21 protein-coding genes, 2 tRNA genes and 2 pseudogenes are annotated in these 19,744 nt (G+C 51.4%); 11 read left to right on the top strand and 14 right to left on the bottom strand.

The features are described from left to right. Positions 1-324 precede the first annotated feature (324 nt). The 3 genes from A377_RS12070 to A377_RS0106175 are packed head-to-tail and all read right to left on the bottom strand — an operon-like array spanning position 325 to position 6,057. Positions 325-2,748, bottom strand: coding sequence for an ATP-binding protein (locus A377_RS12070; protein WP_019895359.1), 2,424 nt, complete (start codon positions 2,746-2,748; stop codon positions 325-327). Then, entirely contained in the window at positions 2,738-3,670 is a 933-nt protein-coding gene (locus tag A377_RS12065) for an ATP-binding response regulator (RefSeq protein ID WP_019895357.1), read from the bottom strand. Before A377_RS12065 ends, A377_RS12070 begins: the two co-directional genes overlap by 11 nt. Positions 3,671-3,705: 35 nt before the next feature. Beyond that, positions 3,706-6,057: a putative bifunctional diguanylate cyclase/phosphodiesterase gene (locus A377_RS0106175; protein WP_245546792.1), complete on the bottom strand. Its 2,352-nt coding sequence runs from the start codon at positions 6,055-6,057 to the stop codon at positions 3,706-3,708. A 243-nt stretch (positions 6,058-6,300) separates the two neighbouring features. Here A377_RS0106175 and A377_RS0106170 point away from each other — a divergent pair, with 243 nt between their 5' ends. Both A377_RS0106170 and A377_RS0106165 read left to right on the top strand, forming a co-directional pair. After that, positions 6,301-6,846, top strand: a complete 546-nt coding sequence (locus A377_RS0106170) for a cytochrome b (protein ID WP_019895355.1) — start codon at positions 6,301-6,303, stop codon at positions 6,844-6,846. Between the two features lie 3 nt (positions 6,847-6,849). Beyond that, entirely contained in the window at positions 6,850-7,305 is a 456-nt protein-coding gene (locus A377_RS0106165; RefSeq protein WP_245546790.1) for a nucleoside deaminase, read from the top strand. Positions 7,306-7,482: 177 nt separating this feature from the next. Here A377_RS0106165 and A377_RS0106160 read toward each other — a convergent pair whose 3' ends face one another. The 7 genes from A377_RS0106160 to A377_RS12980 form a co-directional block, all read right to left on the bottom strand. Further along, a complete protein-coding gene (locus A377_RS0106160; RefSeq protein WP_019895353.1) occupies positions 7,483-7,698 on the bottom strand; it encodes a hypothetical protein in 216 nt (71 codons plus the stop codon). Between the two features lie 100 nt (positions 7,699-7,798). Further along, a complete protein-coding gene (locus tag A377_RS0106155) occupies positions 7,799-9,112 on the bottom strand; it encodes a type II toxin-antitoxin system HipA family toxin (protein WP_028485317.1) in 1,314 nt (437 codons plus the stop codon). A 22-nt stretch (positions 9,113-9,134) separates the two neighbouring features. Continuing rightward, a complete protein-coding gene (locus A377_RS0106150; protein WP_019895351.1) occupies positions 9,135-9,377 on the bottom strand; it encodes a helix-turn-helix domain-containing protein in 243 nt (80 codons plus the stop codon). 185 nt (positions 9,378-9,562) lie between these two features. After that, complete coding sequence (locus A377_RS0106145; RefSeq protein ID WP_019895350.1) at positions 9,563-9,748, bottom strand: hypothetical protein; 186 nt, start codon at positions 9,746-9,748, stop codon at positions 9,563-9,565. 112 nt (positions 9,749-9,860) lie between these two features. After that, positions 9,861-9,945 (bottom strand) — tRNA-Leu (locus A377_RS0106140). A 40-nt stretch (positions 9,946-9,985) separates the two neighbouring features. Beyond that, positions 9,986-10,061: transfer RNA gene (locus tag A377_RS0106135), tRNA-Phe, on the bottom strand. 119 nt (positions 10,062-10,180) lie between these two features. Continuing rightward, entirely contained in the window at positions 10,181-10,363 is a 183-nt protein-coding gene (locus A377_RS12980; protein WP_083919116.1) for a helix-turn-helix domain-containing protein, read from the bottom strand. A gap of 7 nt (positions 10,364-10,370) precedes the next feature. Here A377_RS12980 and A377_RS0106130 point away from each other — a divergent pair. After that, positions 10,371-10,712 (top strand): annotated as a pseudogene (locus A377_RS0106130) (transposase); the annotation flags it as partial. 292 nt (positions 10,713-11,004) lie between these two features. On the opposite strand, the gene A377_RS0106125 reads toward A377_RS0106130, so the two are convergent. Next, positions 11,005-11,367, bottom strand: coding sequence for a type II toxin-antitoxin system PemK/MazF family toxin (locus A377_RS0106125; RefSeq protein WP_019895348.1), 363 nt, complete (start codon positions 11,365-11,367; stop codon positions 11,005-11,007). Next, a complete protein-coding gene (locus tag A377_RS0106120; RefSeq protein WP_157760776.1) occupies positions 11,367-11,627 on the bottom strand; it encodes an AbrB/MazE/SpoVT family DNA-binding domain-containing protein in 261 nt (86 codons plus the stop codon). The genes A377_RS0106125 and A377_RS0106120 overlap by 1 nt, the downstream gene beginning before the upstream one ends. A 149-nt stretch (positions 11,628-11,776) precedes the next feature. On the opposite strand from A377_RS0106120, the pseudogene A377_RS12060 reads away from it, so the two are divergent. Further along, positions 11,777-12,481: pseudogene (locus A377_RS12060) on the top strand (ISNCY family transposase); the annotation flags it as partial. Here the strand turns inward: A377_RS12060 and A377_RS13390 are convergent. Then, the gene (locus tag A377_RS13390; RefSeq protein ID WP_019895344.1) at positions 12,474-12,710 is read right to left on the bottom strand and encodes a Y-family DNA polymerase; all 237 of its coding nucleotides are present in this window, start codon (positions 12,708-12,710) and stop codon (positions 12,474-12,476) included. The pseudogene A377_RS12060 and the gene A377_RS13390 overlap by 8 nt on opposite strands. Before the next feature lie 226 nt (positions 12,711-12,936). On the opposite strand from A377_RS13390, the gene A377_RS0106105 reads away from it, so the two are divergent. After that, positions 12,937-13,566: a hypothetical protein gene (locus tag A377_RS0106105; protein ID WP_157760774.1), complete on the top strand. Its 630-nt coding sequence runs from the start codon at positions 12,937-12,939 to the stop codon at positions 13,564-13,566. Between the two features lie 161 nt (positions 13,567-13,727). Here A377_RS0106105 and A377_RS0106100 read toward each other — a convergent pair. Further along, a protein-coding gene (locus A377_RS0106100; protein ID WP_096777466.1) for an IS3 family transposase occupies positions 13,728-14,905 on the bottom strand; the annotation gives its coding sequence in 2 pieces (ribosomal slippage) (positions 13,728-14,608 and positions 14,608-14,905; 1,179 coding nt in all). Positions 14,906-14,937: 32 nt separating this feature from the next. On the opposite strand from A377_RS0106100, the gene A377_RS13385 reads away from it, so the two are divergent. The 6 genes from A377_RS13385 (at position 14,938) to A377_RS0106065 (ending at position 19,731) form a co-directional block, all read left to right on the top strand. Further along, positions 14,938-15,099 carry a homocysteine S-methyltransferase family protein gene (locus A377_RS13385; protein ID WP_083919115.1) on the top strand — a complete coding sequence of 54 codons (162 nt, stop codon included), beginning with the start codon at positions 14,938-14,940 and terminating at the stop codon, positions 15,097-15,099. Between the two features lie 49 nt (positions 15,100-15,148). Next, positions 15,149-15,853: an SDR family NAD(P)-dependent oxidoreductase gene (locus A377_RS0106090; protein WP_028485315.1), complete on the top strand. Its 705-nt coding sequence runs from the start codon at positions 15,149-15,151 to the stop codon at positions 15,851-15,853. Between the two features lie 93 nt (positions 15,854-15,946). Next, a complete protein-coding gene (locus A377_RS12055; protein ID WP_211209285.1) occupies positions 15,947-17,668 on the top strand; it encodes a putative bifunctional diguanylate cyclase/phosphodiesterase in 1,722 nt (573 codons plus the stop codon). Between the two features lie 387 nt (positions 17,669-18,055). Beyond that, entirely contained in the window at positions 18,056-18,868 is an 813-nt protein-coding gene (locus A377_RS0106075; RefSeq protein WP_028485314.1) for an FAD-binding domain-containing protein, read from the top strand. Beyond that, positions 18,868-19,308: a hypothetical protein gene (locus tag A377_RS12050; RefSeq protein WP_019895338.1), complete on the top strand. Its 441-nt coding sequence runs from the start codon at positions 18,868-18,870 to the stop codon at positions 19,306-19,308. The genes A377_RS0106075 and A377_RS12050 overlap by 1 nt, the downstream gene beginning before the upstream one ends. Before the next feature lie 45 nt (positions 19,309-19,353). After that, positions 19,354-19,731 carry a thiol-disulfide oxidoreductase DCC family protein gene (locus tag A377_RS0106065; RefSeq protein WP_019895337.1) on the top strand — a complete coding sequence of 126 codons (378 nt, stop codon included), beginning with the start codon at positions 19,354-19,356 and terminating at the stop codon, positions 19,729-19,731. The last annotated feature ends 13 nt before the right edge of the window (positions 19,732-19,744 follow it).

The raw sequence follows: 19,744 nt of genomic DNA, 5'->3' as shown, positions 1-19,744 counted from the left end.
GCCTTTCTTCATCTTTGCACAGATCGTGCGCAAAAAAAACACGCCCGCTAAAAATCCGGCATTGATTTTTTTTATCGGGTTCAAAACCATGTCCAGAACCTGAGCAGCCCCCTGGAACAAACCGGGAAGGAGCCGGAACTTTCAGACAGAACACCCGTCCCTTGCGAAGGCCGTTCCCAATCCGAAAACGAATAGAAAAACAAAAGGTTAAAGGCAAAGTTTACCAGGCCTGGTAAAAAGAAAGGCACGCATGGCACCAAAAGTGCGCACGGCTGCGATATTTTGGAACCCATCCGTCAGACTGACACCGACAGGCGGCGGATGTTATTCGTCCAGGGGCAGGCGAATGCCGAAACAGCTTCCCTGAGGGGAATTGGGACGATAAATCAAATCACCGCCCTGCAGGGTGATCAGTTCCTTGGAAATGGCCAGGCCGACACCTGTGCCTTCAATGACCCCGCTGTCGCGCCCCAGACGGTTAAAGGGTTCGAACAATTCGGGCACTTTGTCGGGGTCGATGCCCTCGCCGGTGTCGGTGACCCATAAAGTGACAGAACCGGAAGTGGCCGAATCGGGGGCTTCCGTGTCCAGAGTCAGGCTGACCCGTCCACCGGGATGATTGTACTTGATCGCGTTGGACAGCAGGTTCAGCAACGCCTGTTTGAGGCGCACCCGATCGGCCATCAGAGTCATGTCTTGCATCCCGGTCATTTCCAGCGTCACCTCGGCCGAGTTGGCCAGCGATCGAACCAGCGACAGGCAGTCATCCACGACCCCGGTCAGAGCCACGGGTTCGCGCTTGAGCTGCACCTTTCCGGCCTCGATTTTGGACAGGTCCAACACCACATTGATCAGCTCCAGCAGATGTTCCCCGGCCTGCACGATCTCCTGCACGTTTTCCTGCTGGTCATCGCTCAGGGTGTCCATGTCGAGCAACTGAGCATACCCTAGAATGGAGTTGAGCGGGGTGCGCAGCTCATGGCTCATGCTGGATAGAAATTCGGATTTGGCGCGACTGGCTTTTTCGGCCTGATTGCGTTCGCGCACGATTTCCTGATGCATCTCCTCCTGAATGGTCAGCATCCGGCGCACATAAATCAGGGCCCCGTAATTCTGATTGAATGGCTGCAGCAGTTCCACCAGCGAGTCGTCATAGCCCTCGGGCCGATTAGCCAGACCGATCATACCCACAAGCTGGTTGGCGTAAAAGACCGGAATCCCCAGAAACGCGGTCAGGGGTGGATGCCCTTCCGGCAAGCCTCTGGCGCGGGGATCGTTTTCGGGGTCATTGCTGATGACCACGTATTCGTGCGTCAACACCTCGCCGAACAAGGTGTCCAGATTGCTGAATTCCAGCGCCTGGTCTTCGGCCTCGTGACGTTCGTACAGTTCGCGGGTTTCATCGTTCCAGGCGATGTTGGTCAACGCCAATGTTTTCAGGTAAGGCGCGCCTTCGCGGTCATGACGCACTTCGCCGATGAACCCGTATTCGCTCTGGGTCACATCAATGGCTTTTGCCAATAAAAAATCGGCCACTTTTTTGATGTTGCGGGTAACCATGAACTCGTTGGTCGCCTGCCACAAGGCTTCCAGAATGTCTTTCTGACGGACCAATGTGCGTTCGATTTCGACCGTACGGCTGACGTCTCGAATCAGAACGGTAAAGCCCTGCTGATCACACTGCTTGATTTCACCAATGGCCGCTTCCACTGGAAACACCCGGCCGCTTTTGTGTCGCCCTTCGACACGGCCGTCCCGGCCCATCATATTGCTGTGCTGCAAACGCGCCGAATCAAACTGACGCACCCGCTCGTCGTGCAGATGGCGCGCCTCATCAGGCATCAAAACCTTCACATTCTGCCCAATCAGTTCATCGGGCGCGTAACCGAACAGCGTCTGCACCGCCGGATTGGCCCCGACGATCCTGGCAGACCGGTCGGTTTTGATGATCGCGTCCGGCGCAGAATGAAAAATCGCCTCCTGTTCGGCCAGCGCCCGTTGCAACTCATGGCGGGCCGACTCCAGCTCCCGGGTGCGTGCGGCCACTTGCGATTCCAGTTCTTCGGCATGGCGCCGCTCGCGACATCGGGCCTGAACCACCAGCCAGAACACCAGCCCGCTGACGGTCAACACCCAGACCACCACCCAGAAGATCCACTGGGTCATGTCACGGTTTTTGGTCTGCTGATAACCGATCAAATTGCTTTTGATCCGGTTGAACGTCGCCAACACCTGATCGTTGTAATCGGTCAACAGCATGTCGGCCTGATTCTGAATCGGCAGAATGCGGGTATAGAGCACATTTTTGGCCGCGTCAATCTCGCCAAAGTCATTCACCAGCGACTGAAAATACAGCTGTTCGTCCAGACCGGCATTCAGAAGCTGCAACTGATTCTGCAATATGGCCGTACGCTCCGGATCGTCTTCCAGCGCCCGCAGTTGCTGGCCTTTTTCCACAATGGCCTTGCGGGTGATGTTCAGTTGCTGTTGCAATGCCCGGCGTCTGTCCCTGGCCTTTTGCTGCACCAGCCCTTCAAGCTGGACCTTGAGCTGATTGCGCAACCCGTACATCTGCGAGACGATTTCCAGCTTGCCCTGCTCAATCGCAAACGTATTGATTCGCTGACTCTCCTGATCCGCGTATTCGCGGTGCACCTGGTACAACGCAAACACCGACCCCAGAATCAGCGCAAACCCGATGGCCAACAGCCATTCGTGCCAGCCTTTCTGGTACAGCTTACGAATCATCGGCCAACCGCGCTTCTTCGCTTTGCTCAAAACAACAGGTCACCCTGCGTCCGCCCTGATTGTAAGCCAGTTCGGTGCCGCCCAGTGCATTGGCCATCATAATGCCGCGTCCGTGCGTGTCCATCATCCGCTCGGGCTGAAAGCTCATAAACGGTTCATAATCAAACCCTTCGCCCATGTCGGTGATTTCGACCTTGACCTTGGTGGCCTCGCGCGTCACCACCACCGTGACACAACGTTGTGCATAAACCGGGTCCGTCAGCCGTTTGCGAATTTCGTCTGTCAAAGCGCCGGCCCGAATCAGGTCGGTTTTTTCCTGATAACGGATGCCCAGATTGCCGTGTTCGACCGCATTGACCATCAGTTCGTACAGGGCGATCACACTGGATTTGGGTTGACGGGTAAAGCGCGAGATCACGGCGGCCAACTGACCGGCTTCTTCCAGGGTGCGATACTGAAAGCGGGCTTCGCTGAGCAGCGACAGGGTGTCTTCCAGCCGGGCAAGCCGTTCGATCAGGGCCTGATGGGTCTTGAAATCGGCCACCGCGGCCGCAATGACCTGTTCCACCACTTTCAGGTTCAGCGGTTTGCTCAGGTAATAAAAGGCCCCGGCTTCGATGCCTTCCCGCACCGATTCTTCGGCGCTCAGCGCCGTCTGCAACACCACGGGCAAGTGCTCGCGCCCCGGCAGCTGATGCACCGCCTTGAGCAGCGCCATGCCATCCATCTTCGGCATCATTCGGTCGGTGACCACCACACTGAAATGCCCCGGCGACTGATCCGAGACTTTCTGCAAGGCTTCGCGCCCGTCGGTGGCGGTTTCATAGGGGTAGCCCAGTTTCTCAGCCAGGCGGCTGAGCAGTTTCAGGGCCTGAGGGTGGTCGTCGACCAATAATAATCGATGAAACGCCTTGTCAGACATAATGCATGCGATCCTTAAACATTAACAAAGAGAGTTTAAACAGTCAGATGTTGTTGGGCAAAGGTTTCCGCTGCCACCGGGCGACTCAGGAAAAAGCCCTGACCTTCGTCGCAGCCCAGATCACGCAGCCAATCCAGCTGGGTCTGGGTTTCAATGCCCTCGGCCAGCACCCGCAGGCCCAGACTGTGCCCCATGGTAATAATCGCGGCGACAATGGAGCGCGACTCCGGGTTCTGATCGATGTCCTCCACAAAGCGTTTGTCAATCTTGATCCGGTCGATGTTCAGATGCTTGATGTAGGCCAGCGAAGAATAGCCGGTGCCAAAATCGTCAATCGAAATTTCCACCCCGGCGCCTTGCAGAAGCTGCAGACTGGTGGCTTCTTCATCAAAGCTGTGGTGTTCGATGTTGCGCATCATCACCGACTCGGTCACTTCGATGTCCAGTTGCGATGGCCGCAAGGCATGGTTGTCCAGAACGGCCGTCACCTGCGCATAAAAGTTGGACGACAGCAACTGGGAGCAGGAAGCATTGATCGCCACTTTGGGCAAAACGCAGGCGGTTTTTTGCCAGGCCTGGAGCTGAGCCGAGGCGGTTTCCAGCACAAACTGACCAATGCGGTCAATCAGACCGAATTTTTCGGCCATGGGAATGAACTCGGCAGGCGAAATCATGCCCTCGTCCGTGGACCAGCGGATCAGCGCCTCTGCGCCCGACAGAGACAAATCGTGCAAATGAAACTGGGCCTGATAATGCACGGCAAACGCCTGATCCTTCACCGCCTGATGCAAATTGACCTCCAGCTCGCTCTGGCGCTGCAAGGTCGCTTGCATCTCTTCGTCAAACACGGCGCAATATCCGGTGTCATCGGACGATTTGGCGTGATACATGGCATAATCGGCTTTGGTCAGCAAGGCCTCGGCCGTCTGCCCGTGTTCCGGGTAATGGCTGACCCCAATGCTGCAACCGACGTCGTGGCCGGTGTTCTGTTTCTGGTTGATGGCGGTCATGGTCTCCAGAAACCGTCCGGCCAGACGGTACAAAGCCTCACGATTGAGCGAGCCCGGCACAATCACCGCAAACTCGTCTCCGCCAATGCGCGCAATAAAGGCCTCGCCCGACAAATGCTGTTTAAACGCCTGACCCACCGCTTGCAAAAACGCGTCCCCGGCCGCATGACCCAAATGGTCATTGACCCATTTGAAATCGTTCAGATCCAGATAAAACAGATGGAACGGCACATCCGGTTGCTCGTGAATACGGTGTTCGATCTGGTGATTGAAGTGATGGCGATTGGGCAACTGGGTGATGGCATCGTACTTGGCCGTGAGCGTCAGTTGATTCTGAATCTGTTTGAGTTCGGTGATTTCGGTCAGAATCAGAGAATAATATTCCTGCGGCAGGCTCGGGTCATTCAGCCGCGCCATGTCGATCATGTAATAGCCCCGGGCGCCGGTGACCAATGCCGCCTCGCCCCGCCATTTGTGATGACGCTGAAGTGTCTGGCGCACCTCATCCGGCTCCAGCTCGGCAAACCCCTGCTGCAACATTTCCCAGACCGAATCCGGGTCTTCCAGAGGCAGGGATTGGCGAATCTGGGTCAAAGGTTTGTTGCTGATCTGCAACCGCCCTTCTGCGTCAAAAATGCCGATGGCCTCGTTCAGATTCTGCATCAGATTGCGGTCCAGCATCAGCTCGTGGGTTCGAGTCTGCACCCGTTGTTCCAGCGTGGCCAGCAACTCCTCGCGCGTCCGGGCATAGTGGCGGATACGCAGCACACTCAAACCGCCCACCAGCACCAACACCGCCAGAGCGGGCAAAGCCGTCATCACCGACATCTGACGAAACGCCGCCACCTCGTCGGAAAAATCGTCCTGTGCCTGCTCGGCCTCGTTTTCAAACACCGTCTTAAGCCCATCCAGCTGCGCAAACACTTTATCCTGCGAGGGCAAAGCGTCTTCCACCAGCGTATCAAATGCCCGAATGGGCTGGTCGTCCATCAACTGATGATACACCGACTCCTGAATGTAACGGGTACGGGTCATGACCTCGGCAATGGCATCCAGCTTTTGGGTGGCGGACGGACTGAGCGTGTCTCCGCGCATCGCCATCAGACTCTGAATAATGCGCTGTTCCTGTTCCAGCATGCGCATGTGCAGCTGGTCCACCCGGAAAACGTCCTTCGCATGCACCATTTTTGTCATCAGAACACTGCGCTTTGTGGCCCCGGAAATCAGGTCTTCAATGTGGTTCTGGTTGGTGGTGCTGACAATGTAGGCATCAAAGGCGGTCTGGATTTTTTTCTCAAAATAGAAAAACAGGCCGAACGCCCCGGCCACCAACAACATAATCAGCAGGTAACTGGCAATCAGAAAACGAATGAACACGCGAGGTTGCAGGTTAAAAATCATGGCGGTATTTTATCGACTCTCAGTCTCCATCACAGCATTTTCTCGGTGCAAACGAGATCAAAACCCTTATGGCCTGCCATAACAGATTTAATGGGCAAAGCCCTCGCCAAGCATTCCAACACAACTTGCAGGATTGTTACACAGTTTTTACGCATTTTTCATGCATTTTCAAGAACGGTTTCGCTACAATGTGGAAAAGACAAACAAGAGGATGCAGAGATGGCTCTTTACAACACCGACAGCAAATTCGGACTGGTTACCCGCGCCAACCATTGGCTGACCGCCATATTGGTCATTGGCATGATTGCATTGGGCATTTACATGGCAGGCCTGCCCGACTCTCCCGACAAGTTCGCCCTCTATGACGTCCACAAAAGCGTGGGCATCGGGATTCTGGCTCTGGTCATTCTGCGACTGATCTGGCTGAAAATCTCCCCCAACCCTCCGATCCTGCCGGGCAAACGCTGGGAAGAGATTCTGGCGCACAGTGTGCGCGGGCTCCTGTATCTGTCACTGCTGGCCATGCCCATTGCCGGTTGGGTCATGTCCAGCGCCGGCGGCCATGAGGTCACCTTTTTCGAACTGTTTACCCTGCCCGCTCTGGCACCGGAAAGCGAGGCCATCGGCGACGTCGCCAAAGCCGTGCATGCGTTTGTCGGCAAAATCCTGTTCCCGGCTCTAATCATTCTGCACATCGCCGGAGCGCTGAAACGCCACTTCGTTTACAAGGACAACACCCTGAACCGCATGCTGGGCCGGGACTGATCCGTGTCACAAGTAATGGATTATCTGGCTCTGCTGCAACCGGCACTGGAAGAAGCCGAAATCGGCCTGGCCGAAGGTGGGGTGCCGGTGGGTGCGGCCCTGTTTGACGCCAACGGCTCGGTACTGGGTCGCGGGCGCAATCGACGGGTGCAGGACGACGATCCCAGCGTGCATGGCGAGACCGATGCCTTTCGCAAAGCCGGACGCCAACGCTGCTACCGCGACAAGATTCTGGTCACCACGCTGGCGCCCTGCTGGTATTGCTCCGGCCTGATCCGCCAATTCCATATCGGCACCCTGGTCGTGGGCGAGAATGACACCTTTGAAGGGCATCTGGACTGGCTGCGCGATGCGGGCGTCAAAGTGGTGGTGCTCGACAACGACCGTTGCAAAGCCCTGATGCAACAATTCATCCAGCAATCCCCAGAAATCTGGAACGAAGACATCGGCCAGTGCTGACGCACAGGCCGTGTCCCTGCCTTTTTAACCAGGCCTGGTCAGTTTCAGGATCTCCCCCACTGCCACCACAAGGTCGTCCTGATCGAAGCCGAAGGACCTTTCAAACACCACCCAGAGACCAAGCCCGCAAACAAAGAACCCTCCGGTCGAGATGGCTGCCTGAATCAGCTGTGCATTTTATAACGCCGCTTCCACCTGTCGGAATTCTTTCAGTGCCGCTTCCAGCTGCTCGACGATTTCGGCCGATAACACGTCCGGCGGTGGCAGGTTTTCCGAATCCGTCAATGTCTGATCGCGCAACCAGAAGATGTCCAGATTGGTTTTGTCGCGCGCAATCAGTTCCTCATAGCGGTAAGAACGCCGTCGTCTCGCAACACGTGCGCGTAGTTCCAAACCTTACTGACGATTTCTTGGCTGGTCGCCAAGTTCTTCGTTTCTTGGCTTGTCGCCAAGTATTTCGTGTCCGAAGCGGTGACATTCGACATAATGATTCTTATTTCCCTGAAGCGGATTCGAGGTATCGTAAACCCGCTTCCGTTTTATTGATTAAGCCGTCAAAAATCGGCTGCGAAATGTCTGCCGGAAAACGTTTCGGCAACGTCCGTTGAACGGATTCGACCACCTCATATGCTTTGCCCAACATTTCTTCCAAATGGGCAAAAGCCAATGTTTCGGAATAACCTGCCGCTTTGGCCGTGGAGATAAAATGTCTCGGCATCATCTCATCCCATTTAAAGTGGCGATTCTGACCGTGCAACCACATCGCCATTTTCACTTTCTGTTTTTGCAGCCCCGTTCCCCCCATTAATGGGTAAGCCGAAATAATGTCATACAAAGGCGCTAAGCGATAGCCGTTATTGGGTTCAATAAACAGGCTGAAATTCTTGCCATGCCCGTCGGGTGCGGCCAACAACCAAAACAGAATTTGCGCTTTAAAGAAGGTTGCCCGGTCGGCTTGTGCATTTTTCGAGCCCCTCAAGACCTGCATGATCGATTTAATCCCTGGGCCACCATCACTTTCATATTTCAACGCAGGGGCAACCCCTAAAGCCTGACACATATCTTCTTGAGGCAGGCGAACGCAGCGCTGACCATCCAGCCACTTTCGATCAAAACGCTCGACCGACAACACCTTTTGATCTTCAAACGTCAGCACTTCCGTTTTCGCCACAGGCAGTCCAAATGCCTCGGCGATGTGCATACACAACCATTCATTTTCACAGCTTTGTGACAAATCCAAATTGTGATGGGCCAGCACCCCAATCGGCAATTTCAGAATGTGCGTGGTAGGCGTTGAACCTTGCGGCAAATACCAGTTGCCGTCCATGTTTAGCAGCGCCGTTTTTTCCTGCGCCCCGGCAATGGAAATTCGAAAATCCTCTTCCGCCTCTTGCATTCCCAAAGGACTGCTGGCATAGCCTTTTAACAATTCCGCGACTTGCCCTTCATTTAAAGGCTTTGCTTTAAGTTCAGACAGACCCGGCTCAAACTCGGACGACAGTTGAATGGCCCCGACACAGTCCCGGCCCACAGCCGCCAAAAGATCAAACGGCTGGGTCGTAGAGGTATGAAAACGTGCCTGCATTTTGGCACGGATGGCTTCATTGTCCGGAAGCAGGTTATCCAGAAAGTTATAAACCACATCCCCTTCATAAGGGCGATGCGTCAACGGCAGCGAAAGCGATAATGACCGGGCAGATCGAGAACGCAACCATTCCTCGGCATAGACAAAACGCAAAGCGCCACTTTGCAACTTTGACAAGGTGCCAACCCGCAAGCCGTTCATTGAAACAAATAGCTCATTCATGCGCTTGGACTTCACAGCTCAATCACCAATCCAACTCAGCAGACCCATCTGCCTCGCCTTTGGGGCGCACTTCCAGCTCCAGATCCAAGGCAGACAACAACTTAAACAGTGTCTCCAACTTGGCCGATTCGGGCCTGGATTCAAAAGCGGACACCGTCGCCTGACGGACACTGGCCAAATCCGCCGCCTTTTCCTGCGACATACCGCTCAATCCACGTCGATCCTGAAAATAGACGGCCAACTCCGTCGGCGAATTCACTCTCATCAGCAATCCCTTTATACGCCATACCGTATTAAATCACCATTATACGCCTTACCGTATAATAATCAATATATACGCTGTAGCGTATAGACATCATTTCTTTATAAAAGCACTGTTTAAAAATGACAGACAAGCCGAACACAGACCCAAAAACCACCAGGCCTGGTGATTTTTAGACTGAAAACCCGTCAAAGTAATCGGAATTGAGGGTTTTGACTTGGTAGGTTTAGCTTCGCTGATTTCATAGCTTTGGTGTTGACGCCCAGGTTGGGTTCGATCATCAGTTCGGCGAGTTTCTGGCCATCCACCAACACGACTGACAGATTCAGGCCGTTTTTGAGGTCAATCAACCCGCGCGTTACGCTTTCGTCCATGAGCACTCAAACGGTCATTCTGATAAATAAAAATCAGTATAACGCGCTTGCGCACAAAAATACACGAGTCAAAAACGGGAAAATCAGAATGAAAATAGAGAGAAAAAACAATTGGTGCGGAAGGAGAGACTTGAACTCTCACACCGTAAGGCACCAGAACCTAAATCTGGCGTGTCTACCAATTCCACCACTTCCGCAAGACAGGAGGTTGAAGCGAGGCGCTTCTGATATAGAAAATGGTGGCCTGACGCGGAATCGAACCACGGACACAGGGATTTTCAATCCCTTGCTCTACCAACTGAGCTATCAGGCCAAAATGTGAATGCGCGTATTATAGAGAGGGGCTTAGAGCCTGTCAAATACTTTTCTGATAACAAGCTTCAGTTTTGGCTGTGACAAATATGTGCCAACTGTGTGCCAGACAAACTCCTTCTACCTAGCGATTTGAGCAAATGACTGAAAACAATCATCTTTATACTCAAACAGGTCACCTGGCGTACATTCAAAAAGCTCGCATAGCTTATTCATAGTGTCTAACTCGATTCGCTTTGCTTCTTCTTTGTAAAGTAAGGAAATCGTATTTCTGTGAACATCGATCGCTCTAGCGACATCGATATTATAATGCGCTCGAGGTCAGGATGAGAATTACATCAAGGCGGTAAAAAACGATTTGGCCAGTGACCGCACATCCTGTCACGGCTTTATTGCCAATCACCTGCGTCTGTTTTATGCCTGCGCGGCCTACAGCCTGATTCACAGCTTGCGTGAACAGACGTTGTGTCACACGCCACTGGGCAAGGCGCAACCGATGACGCTGATTTTAAAGCTGTTCAAGCTGGCGGTGAAAGTCGTGCAATACAAGGACAGGATCAAGTTGCATCTGCCGACCAGTTGTCCGGTCAAAGGACTGTTGCACCGGGTCTCGGAACTGTTGTACCTTGCCAGGCCGCCCAACACAGCCTGACGGATCACCGACCAGCGCACTACTCATTCAAACCATAAAAATCAGGCAATGACCTGAGGTCGGGGGGTACGCTGAATCTGGAAATAGCCGATTCAAAGCAGAAAATGCCCGTGATGACACCCATCCAAATCAGTCAGATTGAGGCAAACGCGGTCATTTTTCTTTGCTGTTGATGTTTTGTCCTCACAACCAAGAAAATCATGCGCCGCGCAATGCGCTAAAATTGGGTTTATGAAAAATTTGGGCTAAATGCGATTTCTGCATTTTTTTAAGGTCAATTTCCATCCCCCATTCATCCAATGAATTTTTCAATCACGCGATCCGCCCCGATCATAGGGAGAATACGAACCAGAACCTGATCCATCACCCCATCTTCTGCACTGGTGATAAATTTGGCCTTCCGGTCTTTCCATGACAATGTTTGAATAAGGCTCGAAGCCACCACAGAAGGCTGATCCAACTTTAACACATCAACCTCGGTGGCGTTGCCACGGATGCTTGTACTGACAGGACAGCAAATCAGGAGACCGGTCTGCTTGTTATACTGCTTTGATGACAGCACCAGTGCCGGTCGGTACTTGCCTATTTCCTTGCCTTTGGTGGGTTCAAAATCAAGCCAGATAATGTCATTTCGTTCAGGGACATACTGAGCCATCAATCCCCCATCTCAATGACAGAAGGTTGAGCAATCTCATCAGCATGAGCACCATAAGAATCAAGTCCTTCCAGTAAATCCGCTTCAGAAAAAGGCAGGTTCACTTTACGTGGAGACTTCTGAACAGCTTCGATGACAATTTTTCCGGCCTTTACATTAATGCTTATCGGACTGGACACATCAAGTCTGGCCTGAGCCAGAATCTTACTGGGAAGACGCACAGCAGCACTGTTACCCCAGCGTTTGATCTCATTTTGCATACCAGCCTCCGTTGATTTTGTAGATACAAATGTATCATAATTAATCACCACACCGAATGTCAACATTTGTATATACATGTGTTAGCCCAAAGCTGTAATGTCCCCTTTGTCCAATTCTAAAATGTCCCCTTTTGCTTTCCGGGGGCCGCATGACGAAGGATCACATTACGATGAGCCACAAGGAGATAGACCGTCTTGAAACCATTCAAGCGGTCACGCGCAAGCACCTGACTCAAAAAGAAGCAGCCCGCCGCCTGGAATTGAGTGTGCGCCAGATAAAACGTCTGGTTCGCCGCTACCGTACCGACGGAGCAGTCGGGCTGATTTCACGTCATCGTGGCAGGCCTGCCAACAATGCGATCAAGCAGACGATTCGCGAAGCCGTCATGGCATTGGTTCGCGAACACTACCATGATTTCGGCCCTACCCTGGCCTGCGAGAAGTTAGTCGAACATCATGGTCATGCTCTGTCGCCAGAGACGTTACGCCAGTGGATGATCGCCGAAGGACTGTGGCAGTCCAAAGGGCGCAAGCAGGCGCGGATTCATCAGCGCCGGGCTCGTCGCCCCTGCATGGGGGATCTGGTGCAGATTGATGGTTCGCCCCACGATTGGTTTGAAGGGCGCGGTCCACGCTGCACACTGATTGTCTTTATCGACGATGCGACGTCCAAACTCATGGCCTTGCGTTTTGCCCCAACCGAGACCACTCGAGTCTACATGGAAACGTTGCAGGCATATTTGGCTGAGCACGGTCGTCCAGTGGCCCTGTACTCGGACAAACACAGTATTTTCCGGGTCAATCACCCTGACCGGGAAGGAGAGCTGACTCAGTTCTCTCGTGCGCTTAAAACCCGGTTAAGCAAGTTTTTTTCCGGCATGGGGCACCGGGGTTGAATCGGTTGACGCGTTGGGCGGTCTCGGCCAGTTCCTTTTGCAGGGCTTTGGCCACGGGGTTGGCGGCGACAATGCACCCGTCATTGTTGGAGAGCACCACCACGGGGATTTTGGCCAGATGCGGCTGGAACACCGTCTCGCAGGACGCATAAAACGAATTGCCATCGATCAGTGCAAAACATGTCATCGCAAACACCTGTTACCGTTATCAAAAGCAAAACTGTAACAGGTTTCAATTGAGAAATCTCACTGAGAAATAAAAACACGCTCAGATTCTCATCGAGAGCCAGAATTTGATTTCTGATTCTCAACGAGAATATATAAATAAATCATGAAGTTATTTTTATTTTTCGCTTTACAAACACGCTCTGCTTTCACTATATTGAAAGCGAACAAACTGATGGAGATGGCCTGTGGAGGCAATGGATATTTGGACGCTGATGGCGGTTGAGTTTTTTGTATTGGGTTCGATTATTTTGCTGTTCTCAGCCTTGATGATTTCTCTCAAGATGGAGGAGGATAAAGCAGCACGAGAGGAACGTGAACAAAAACAGGACTGGCCCAGCAAACGCGAAGTGGGTGAGATGCAAATCACCAACCTTTGGCTTCGGTTTGCCCAGGTGGCAGGCCTGGTGGTTTTGATGTTGTTTACAGCCTACCAGATCCATGCCGTGAGCCAATATGAGTACAACACCGGACGGTTTGTCGAGTGGATTGAAACCACCTATGAGGTCTCTGCTCGCACCGATCAAGTCCACCGAGTTGAATGCTATGTTGGGGTCTTGCACTATCCGCAGAAGAATGACTCAGGCTTGCTGCCTTATGCGGGCGACCCCAAGTGTGATGCTGTGGCCTTTGAACAGAAAAAGCGGCAACTGGGAATGGATGGGACCTATGGTCGTCTTTTGCTGTCTGGTTTTTTTCTGGTCATCGGTTGGCTGAGCTGGCTGGTGCTTTTAGGGTATTCGGCCAATGTGTTCATGCCCCAATATCAATGGGCGTTGGGGCAAAAAGGAACTTCCAAAACAGCCCGTAAGGAATGAGATTTGTTTGAAATGGTTGATCGCATTGCTGCGATGGTTACACTTGTACCGAGCATGTCAGGAAATATAGGTTATTGTGTCGGACCCATTCAACAATATCCCGCTCACACTCAGCTTTGATTGCCAAAAAACTGTAATGGTCAAGTTTTTTTGGAAGCGTTCTAAGCCGCATTGGCCATTTCCTGCCGCTTCATGTTTGGCGTCAAGTAACCTATGGCGGAATTTAATCTGCGATAGTTGTAAAATCGAATGTATTGCTCAACAGCCGTCACGACAGATTGGTGGTTGATAAAACTCAGATCGTTTAAACGCTCGGTTTTCAGGTTGCGAAAGAATCGTTCCTGAACGGCATTATCCCAACAGTTGCCCCGTCGGCTCATGCTGGGGGTAATTTCGTGCCATGCCAAAGCATTGGTAAAGATTGTGGCGCTGTATTGCACGCCCTGATCTGAGTGAAACATCAGGTTTCTGGTATTAGGCTGTATTCGGGTAATGGCATCCGTCAATGCCTGTTTGGCCAGATGAGCATCTGGCGTTGTCGACAGAGCGTGACCGACAACTTCTCTGCTGCCCAGATCCATCACAGTAGCCAGGTAACTCCAGCCTTGATGCGTTCGAATGTAGGTGATGTCACCAACCCAGTGGGTGTTCACGGTGCCGGGATTAAATTGACGGTCTAAAAGGTTGGCGGTCGTCGGGTGTGCATTGCCGCCGCGGTAGTAATGGGGCTTTTTAGGTGCCTTGGCAACCAGTCCCTGTTCTTTCATCAACCGACTGATTTTAAAGTGCCCCACCTGCATCCCGTCCAGCGCCAGAGCGATTTTCATGCGTCGGCGACCATAGGTGCCATGGGTCTGTTCATGAAGCCTGTGCATCGCTTGGATGACCTCTTGATCTGATCGGTTGGCGGGTTTCGTTTGCATCTGGTAATAGTAGGTCGAGATCGCCACGTCAAACAGCCTGCACAGCTGGTGAGTGGTCAGTTTTGGGTCTGCCTTTTTCATCTGCCCAATCACTGTAATGCTGGATTGTCGCGAATGAAAAAGGCGGTGGCCTTTTTTAACAGGGCATTGTCCCGCTTGGCGTCAGCCAGTTGCTGTTCCAACTCCTGAATGCGTCGATGCTCTTCGGTCAGCGCGGTTTTGCCTTCAGGGATCTCGCCGTTAAGCTCCTGACGGTATTGTCGTTTCCAGCGAGTCACCGCCGAGGCACAGGCACCGGACAATTCCATGATCTGTTTGTTGGTATAACCATCCTCGATCATGAGCTTGGCATATTCCAGTTTTTGTTTTGGACTGATGTTGAGTCGTCCTTTGCGTTTAGATCCTGTTTTTGACATTGTGGTCTCCTGAATAACAGTTTGGGAAGGCTATCACAACTTCCAACTTTATTAGACCATTACACTGGCTGAAAGCCGGTGCCCGGGTTGTGGGTGGCTGTTGTGAAATCACCCCGGAACACATTCAACGATTGTCAGACGATCTCAGACAGGATGGATACCGTTTGGTTCGTTTTTCGGAGTTGTCTAAATGAAGCATGATAATTGGCTAACTCGAAATACGTTTCTTGAGAGGATTCAACATTGATTTGGGTCTTTGGTGCATCCGGTGCAATCGGTCAAGCCATGCTTGCAAAAGCGGATGCCGAGGGTGTGGAGAGTGTTGGTTTTTTCAGAAAATCGGTTCAAGAATCATCAGCGACTTACACAATCGTTGTCGGCGACCTTCTGGATGAATCAAAGCTGTCATCCGCCATTGAACAGGCATTGGATCATGGCCTTCCAGATCAGATTCTCATTGCAACCGGTCTGCTTCACAATGACGAATTTCAACCAGAAAAAACATTTAAGACGATGACTGAGGCACAACTGCTGGCCTCTTTTCGTGTTAACACCGTTTTACCGAGCCTTATCGTCAAACACTGTATAGCATCCCTACCGAAAAGACATGCTCTGAACATCGGCATTCTTTCGGCCCGAATTGGCAGTATCAGCGACAATCGCATGGGTGGCTGGCACAGTTACCGCGCCAGCAAAGCCGCTTTAAACATGCTCGTGAAAAACTTTGCTTTGGAATTTACAAACAAGTACCCGAATACCTATATCATAGCCCTTCAACCTGGGACAACGGATAGCGCCTTGTCCAAACCGTTTCAATCCCATTTGCCGGATGGTCAATTACAAACCCCACAAGAAACAGCAGAATATCTTTGGAAGCTACTGGCATCCGATTTGAAAGACGTCAGTGGCGAACTCATCGATTTCCAAGGCCAGATTATAGCCCCTTAAACCTCTGCACCGAAGAGCTCGGTTATGTAAAATAAAGATTCTTGTTTATTCGTACAAAATAGTGGGCAACAAGCATTGATCATGACAACGAACTTGACAACTTCCACCACAGATTCAGAAAGCGCCATTATTCAAAAAGGTCTGGATAAAGCGAGCTTTGCTGTCCTGATCACAGATGTCAGCCAAAAAATTATTTACGTCAACCAGGCCTATGAGCGCTTAACAGGTCTTCCAGCATCGGAAGTTCTTGGAAAGACACCAAAAATCAATCAGTCCGGCCGCCATACCGATGCGTTTTACCAAAAAATGTGGCAAATATTGAAAGAACACGGGTACTGGCGAGGAGAAGTATGGGATCGTCGACCAGATGGCAGTTTTTTCCTCAAACAACTTTCTATCGAAGCGATTCGAAACGACCAAAACGAAATCAGCCACTACTTTGCTTTTTTCAGCGACATTAATGAACAGCATCAATCACACGAAGCGTTGGAAAGAATCACCCATTACGACCCCTTAACTGACTTACCCAACCGTATTTTATTTCACAACCGTTTGCGACATGAGTTCAACATTTCCAATCGACACAATGCACGTACCGGCCTGTTGGTGTTAAACATCGACCGTTTTCGGCTAATCAACGATGCATTTGGTTTCTCTTTTGGTGATGAGCTATTGATCCACATTGCCAAGCGACTGAAGACCCGTGTACGTTCAACCGACCTTCTAGCCAGAAAAGAAGAGCGCAATGCTCGTGATGCAGACTTGGTCTCTCGTATCGGTGGTGATGACTTCAGCTTTATCCTGAGTGAATTGCGTTATCCTGAAGATGCCAATGTGGTGGCCAGACGGCTGCTCAGTGTTTTTGAAGAACCTTTTATTATCAATGAAGAAGAAGTTTTTCTGTCTTGCAGCATCGGCATTGCTGTATACCCAGATAATGCAAAGGATGAGGAAATACTTATGGGGTGTGCTGAAACCGCACTGGAAGCGGTCAGCGCTGACGGTAAAGGAGGGTATCGTTTTTTCTCCGATGATATGAACCGAAAAAGCGCAGAACGTGTCAGACTCGAAACCCGCTTACGTCATGCAGTTACCAACCGTGAACTCATGCTCTACTACCAACCCAAAATGGATTTAGAAACCGGACACTATACCGGCATGGAAGCGTTGCTTCGCTGGCCAAACCCTGATGGCGGCATGACGCCCCCTGATGCTTTCATCCCTTTGTCGGAAGACACCGGTTTGATTAACCCAATTGGTCGCTGGATTATTCATCAGGCTTTACATGACACGTGCACACTTAACCAGCAAACGGGCAAAAATTACCAAATCGCGATTAACCTTTCCGCTCGCCAGTTTTTGAACCATGGATTGGTAAGTGTGATCGAAGACGCACTCAAAAAAACCGGCATAAATCCTGAATTGGTCGAGTTTGAGATCACTGAAAGCATGCTGATTGACAAGATTGATGATGCTCAAACCGCCATGAAAAACATTAGGCAGCTGGGGGTCAAGCTAGCAATTGATGACTTTGGGACAGGGTACTCTTCCCTGTCTTACCTGAAAGATTTTCCCGTCAATACCTTAAAAATTGACCGTTCATTCATTGCTGCCATGGTGTGTGGCCAAAAAGAAATGGAAATTGTCCACGCAGTCATCTCGCTTGGTAAGGCCATGGAATTGCAGGTGGTTGCAGAAGGGGTTGAACAGACTCATCAAATAGAACTTCTGAAAAATGCAGGTTGTGATCTGGCCCAAGGTTTCAGAATTGACAGACCCATGCCTTTCAATCTACTATTGGATTCGCTTAAATAAAACTGAATTTAAATAATAAACGCAATACCCAGTCGCCAGCTATCCGCTTCTAGTCCTAAAAAGCTGTACGACATCCAAACCAGCCCCCTTGAACTGGTCGCGCGCTCGGATTCGCGAAACGCCCTTTCCAGCGATTTTCGAAGGACGTTATCGGCCCGGCTGCCTTCTCACATCATTTGGTCGGTTTCGACAACGACTTTTTGTGAGAGTTCCATGTTCAGCGATTCCGATGGAGCCTGATCCATTGCACGCCTTTTGAATAAGGTCAATAACAACAGGTTCTGTCTTAAACCAAACGCCAGGGGTTCAAACATTTCACTCTAAAACGGCACCCGCCCTTTCACACGAACAACAATTGAACAATTTGTGTACAATCAAAAGAAACTTATGGCAGCAGACTCAACCATGCGACGTTTAATCAATCACTTCGATCACCGAGACACCTTAATCTCATTCGTTCAGGAACTGCATCCTGAACGGGCCCATGAACCGGTGAGTGCCATTGAAGGAGGTTTAACGTCAATGACAAACCGATTACATCAAGTGGACATAAAGGGTTATGCACGAACACGCAATGCCTTGAGTGGCGCAGTCACGAAGCTGTCTCCTTATCTTCGACACGGCTTATTGACCGACCGAACATTTTTGGCACAGATAAAAGAGAACAATGACGCCGACCAAGCAGTCCGGTTGATTCAACAACTGAGCTGGCGCAGTTATTTTCATCAGATCCATTCGGCCCAGCCTCACCGGATCTGGCAGGATGCCGAACCCTACAAAACGGGTTGGCAAACCGACGATTATGCCCAGGCGTTACCCGATGACATTGCCCGGGGCCAAACCGGCATTCGCATCATTGATCAACTGATTGACTTGCTTTTAACCGAAGGTTACCTCCATAACCGAGCCCGTTTGTATCTGGCCTCTTACGTCGTCCACTGGCGACAAGTTGCCTGGCAAGCCGGTGCACAATGGTTCTTGCAACACCTGCTGGATGGCGACATCGCTTCCAACAACCATTCCTGGCAGTGGGTCGCTTCGACCTTCAGCAACAAACCTTATATCTTCAATCTGGATAATGTCCGCCAGTTTGCCGACAGCAAGCTTGATGTCGACCATCCATCCAATGCGTGCTTTGACGCCTCGTATGAACAACTGCAATGGAAGTTGTTTCCGAACCTGACACCAGAGGGCACTTGATGAGCACCGTTTATTGGCTACACGACGAATGCCTGAAGAGGCCGGATGCGATCACTGAGAGTGATCGTCTGATCTCTGTCTGGGACCACCAGTACCTTTTTGACCAGGCCTGGTCATTAAAGAGGTTGGTCTTTCTGTACGAAAGTTTGTGCAGTCTGGGTTGTGATATTTATCAGGCCCACATCAACGAAGTGCTCACTCACCTGAGCGCCCGGCCGGAGGTTTCAGAGATAGTTACCTGGGAAGCTCAGGACCCCCGCCTGAACCGGATGATCGAAAATGCCAAATGTTGCCACCCGAACTTGCAGGTACGTCCGCAACCGAACATGGTGGACATGAACATTCGGCCACCCGTGAAACGCTTTTTCCATTACTGGAAGCGAACGGAAGCGACCCTGACAGGCGGCAGAAACCGACAGACAAGTCATCGTGTCAAGTGACAATAATAAGCCATTCGACATATTTTGAATAAAGGAAACAGCGCCGTGATCAAGGTGTTTTACGACGGAAAATGCGGGCTTTGCTCCAAAGAGATTCGCCACTACCAGGCCGTAGCGCCGGAAGGTGTCTTTGAGTGGCAAGACGTCACGGCTCTACCTCAAAGCCAATTAGAAGACGAAGGTCTCGATCTTGTTCAAAGCTTGAAGCATCTGCATGCAAAGGATTCTCAGGGAAACATTCACATTGGCGTCGATGCATTTTTACTGATTTGGCAATCGCTGGCACGCTGGCGCTGGCTTGCGAGACTGGTCGCACTTCCTGGACTCTACGCCCTGGCCGCATTCGCCTACCGGGGCTTTGCCAAATGGCGCTTTCAGCGACTGGGGCACTGTCAAATCGCCAGCCAAAACAACCAGACCTGAAGATACCCCATGA

Source organism: Hydrogenovibrio halophilus DSM 15072 (assembly GCF_000384235.1).
Taxonomy (GTDB): Bacteria; Pseudomonadota; Gammaproteobacteria; order Thiomicrospirales; family Thiomicrospiraceae; genus Hydrogenovibrio; species Hydrogenovibrio halophilus.
The sequence above is the reverse complement of the archived record's forward strand: the minus strand, read 5'-3'. Positions and strand labels throughout refer to the sequence as shown.

Excerpts from the sequence above, each read along its gene's own strand:
- A377_RS12070 (WP_019895359.1), bottom strand. The coding sequence starts at position 2,748 with ATGATTCGTAAGCTGTACCAGAAAGGCTGGCACGAATGGCTGTTGGCC.
- A377_RS12065 (WP_019895357.1), bottom strand. The coding sequence starts at position 3,670 with ATGTCTGACAAGGCGTTTCATCGATTATTATTGGTCGACGACCACCCT.
- A377_RS0106170 (WP_019895355.1), top strand. The coding sequence starts at position 6,301 with ATGGCTCTTTACAACACCGACAGCAAATTCGGACTGGTTACCCGCGCC.
- A377_RS0106155 (WP_028485317.1), bottom strand. The coding sequence starts at position 9,112 with ATGAATGAGCTATTTGTTTCAATGAACGGCTTGCGGGTTGGCACCTTG.
- A377_RS0106150 (WP_019895351.1), bottom strand. The coding sequence starts at position 9,377 with ATGAGAGTGAATTCGCCGACGGAGTTGGCCGTCTATTTTCAGGATCGA.
- A377_RS0106145 (WP_019895350.1), bottom strand. The coding sequence starts at position 9,748 with ATGGACGAAAGCGTAACGCGCGGGTTGATTGACCTCAAAAACGGCCTG.
- A377_RS0106125 (WP_019895348.1), bottom strand. The coding sequence starts at position 11,367 with ATGGCTCAGTATGTCCCTGAACGAAATGACATTATCTGGCTTGATTTT.
- A377_RS0106120 (WP_157760776.1), bottom strand. The coding sequence starts at position 11,627 with ATGCAAAATGAGATCAAACGCTGGGGTAACAGTGCTGCTGTGCGTCTT.
- A377_RS13390 (WP_019895344.1), bottom strand. The coding sequence starts at position 12,710 with ATGACATGTTTTGCACTGATCGATGGCAATTCGTTTTATGCGTCCTGC.
- A377_RS0106075 (WP_028485314.1), top strand. The coding sequence starts at position 18,056 with ATGGCAGCAGACTCAACCATGCGACGTTTAATCAATCACTTCGATCAC.
- A377_RS12050 (WP_019895338.1), top strand. The coding sequence starts at position 18,868 with ATGAGCACCGTTTATTGGCTACACGACGAATGCCTGAAGAGGCCGGAT.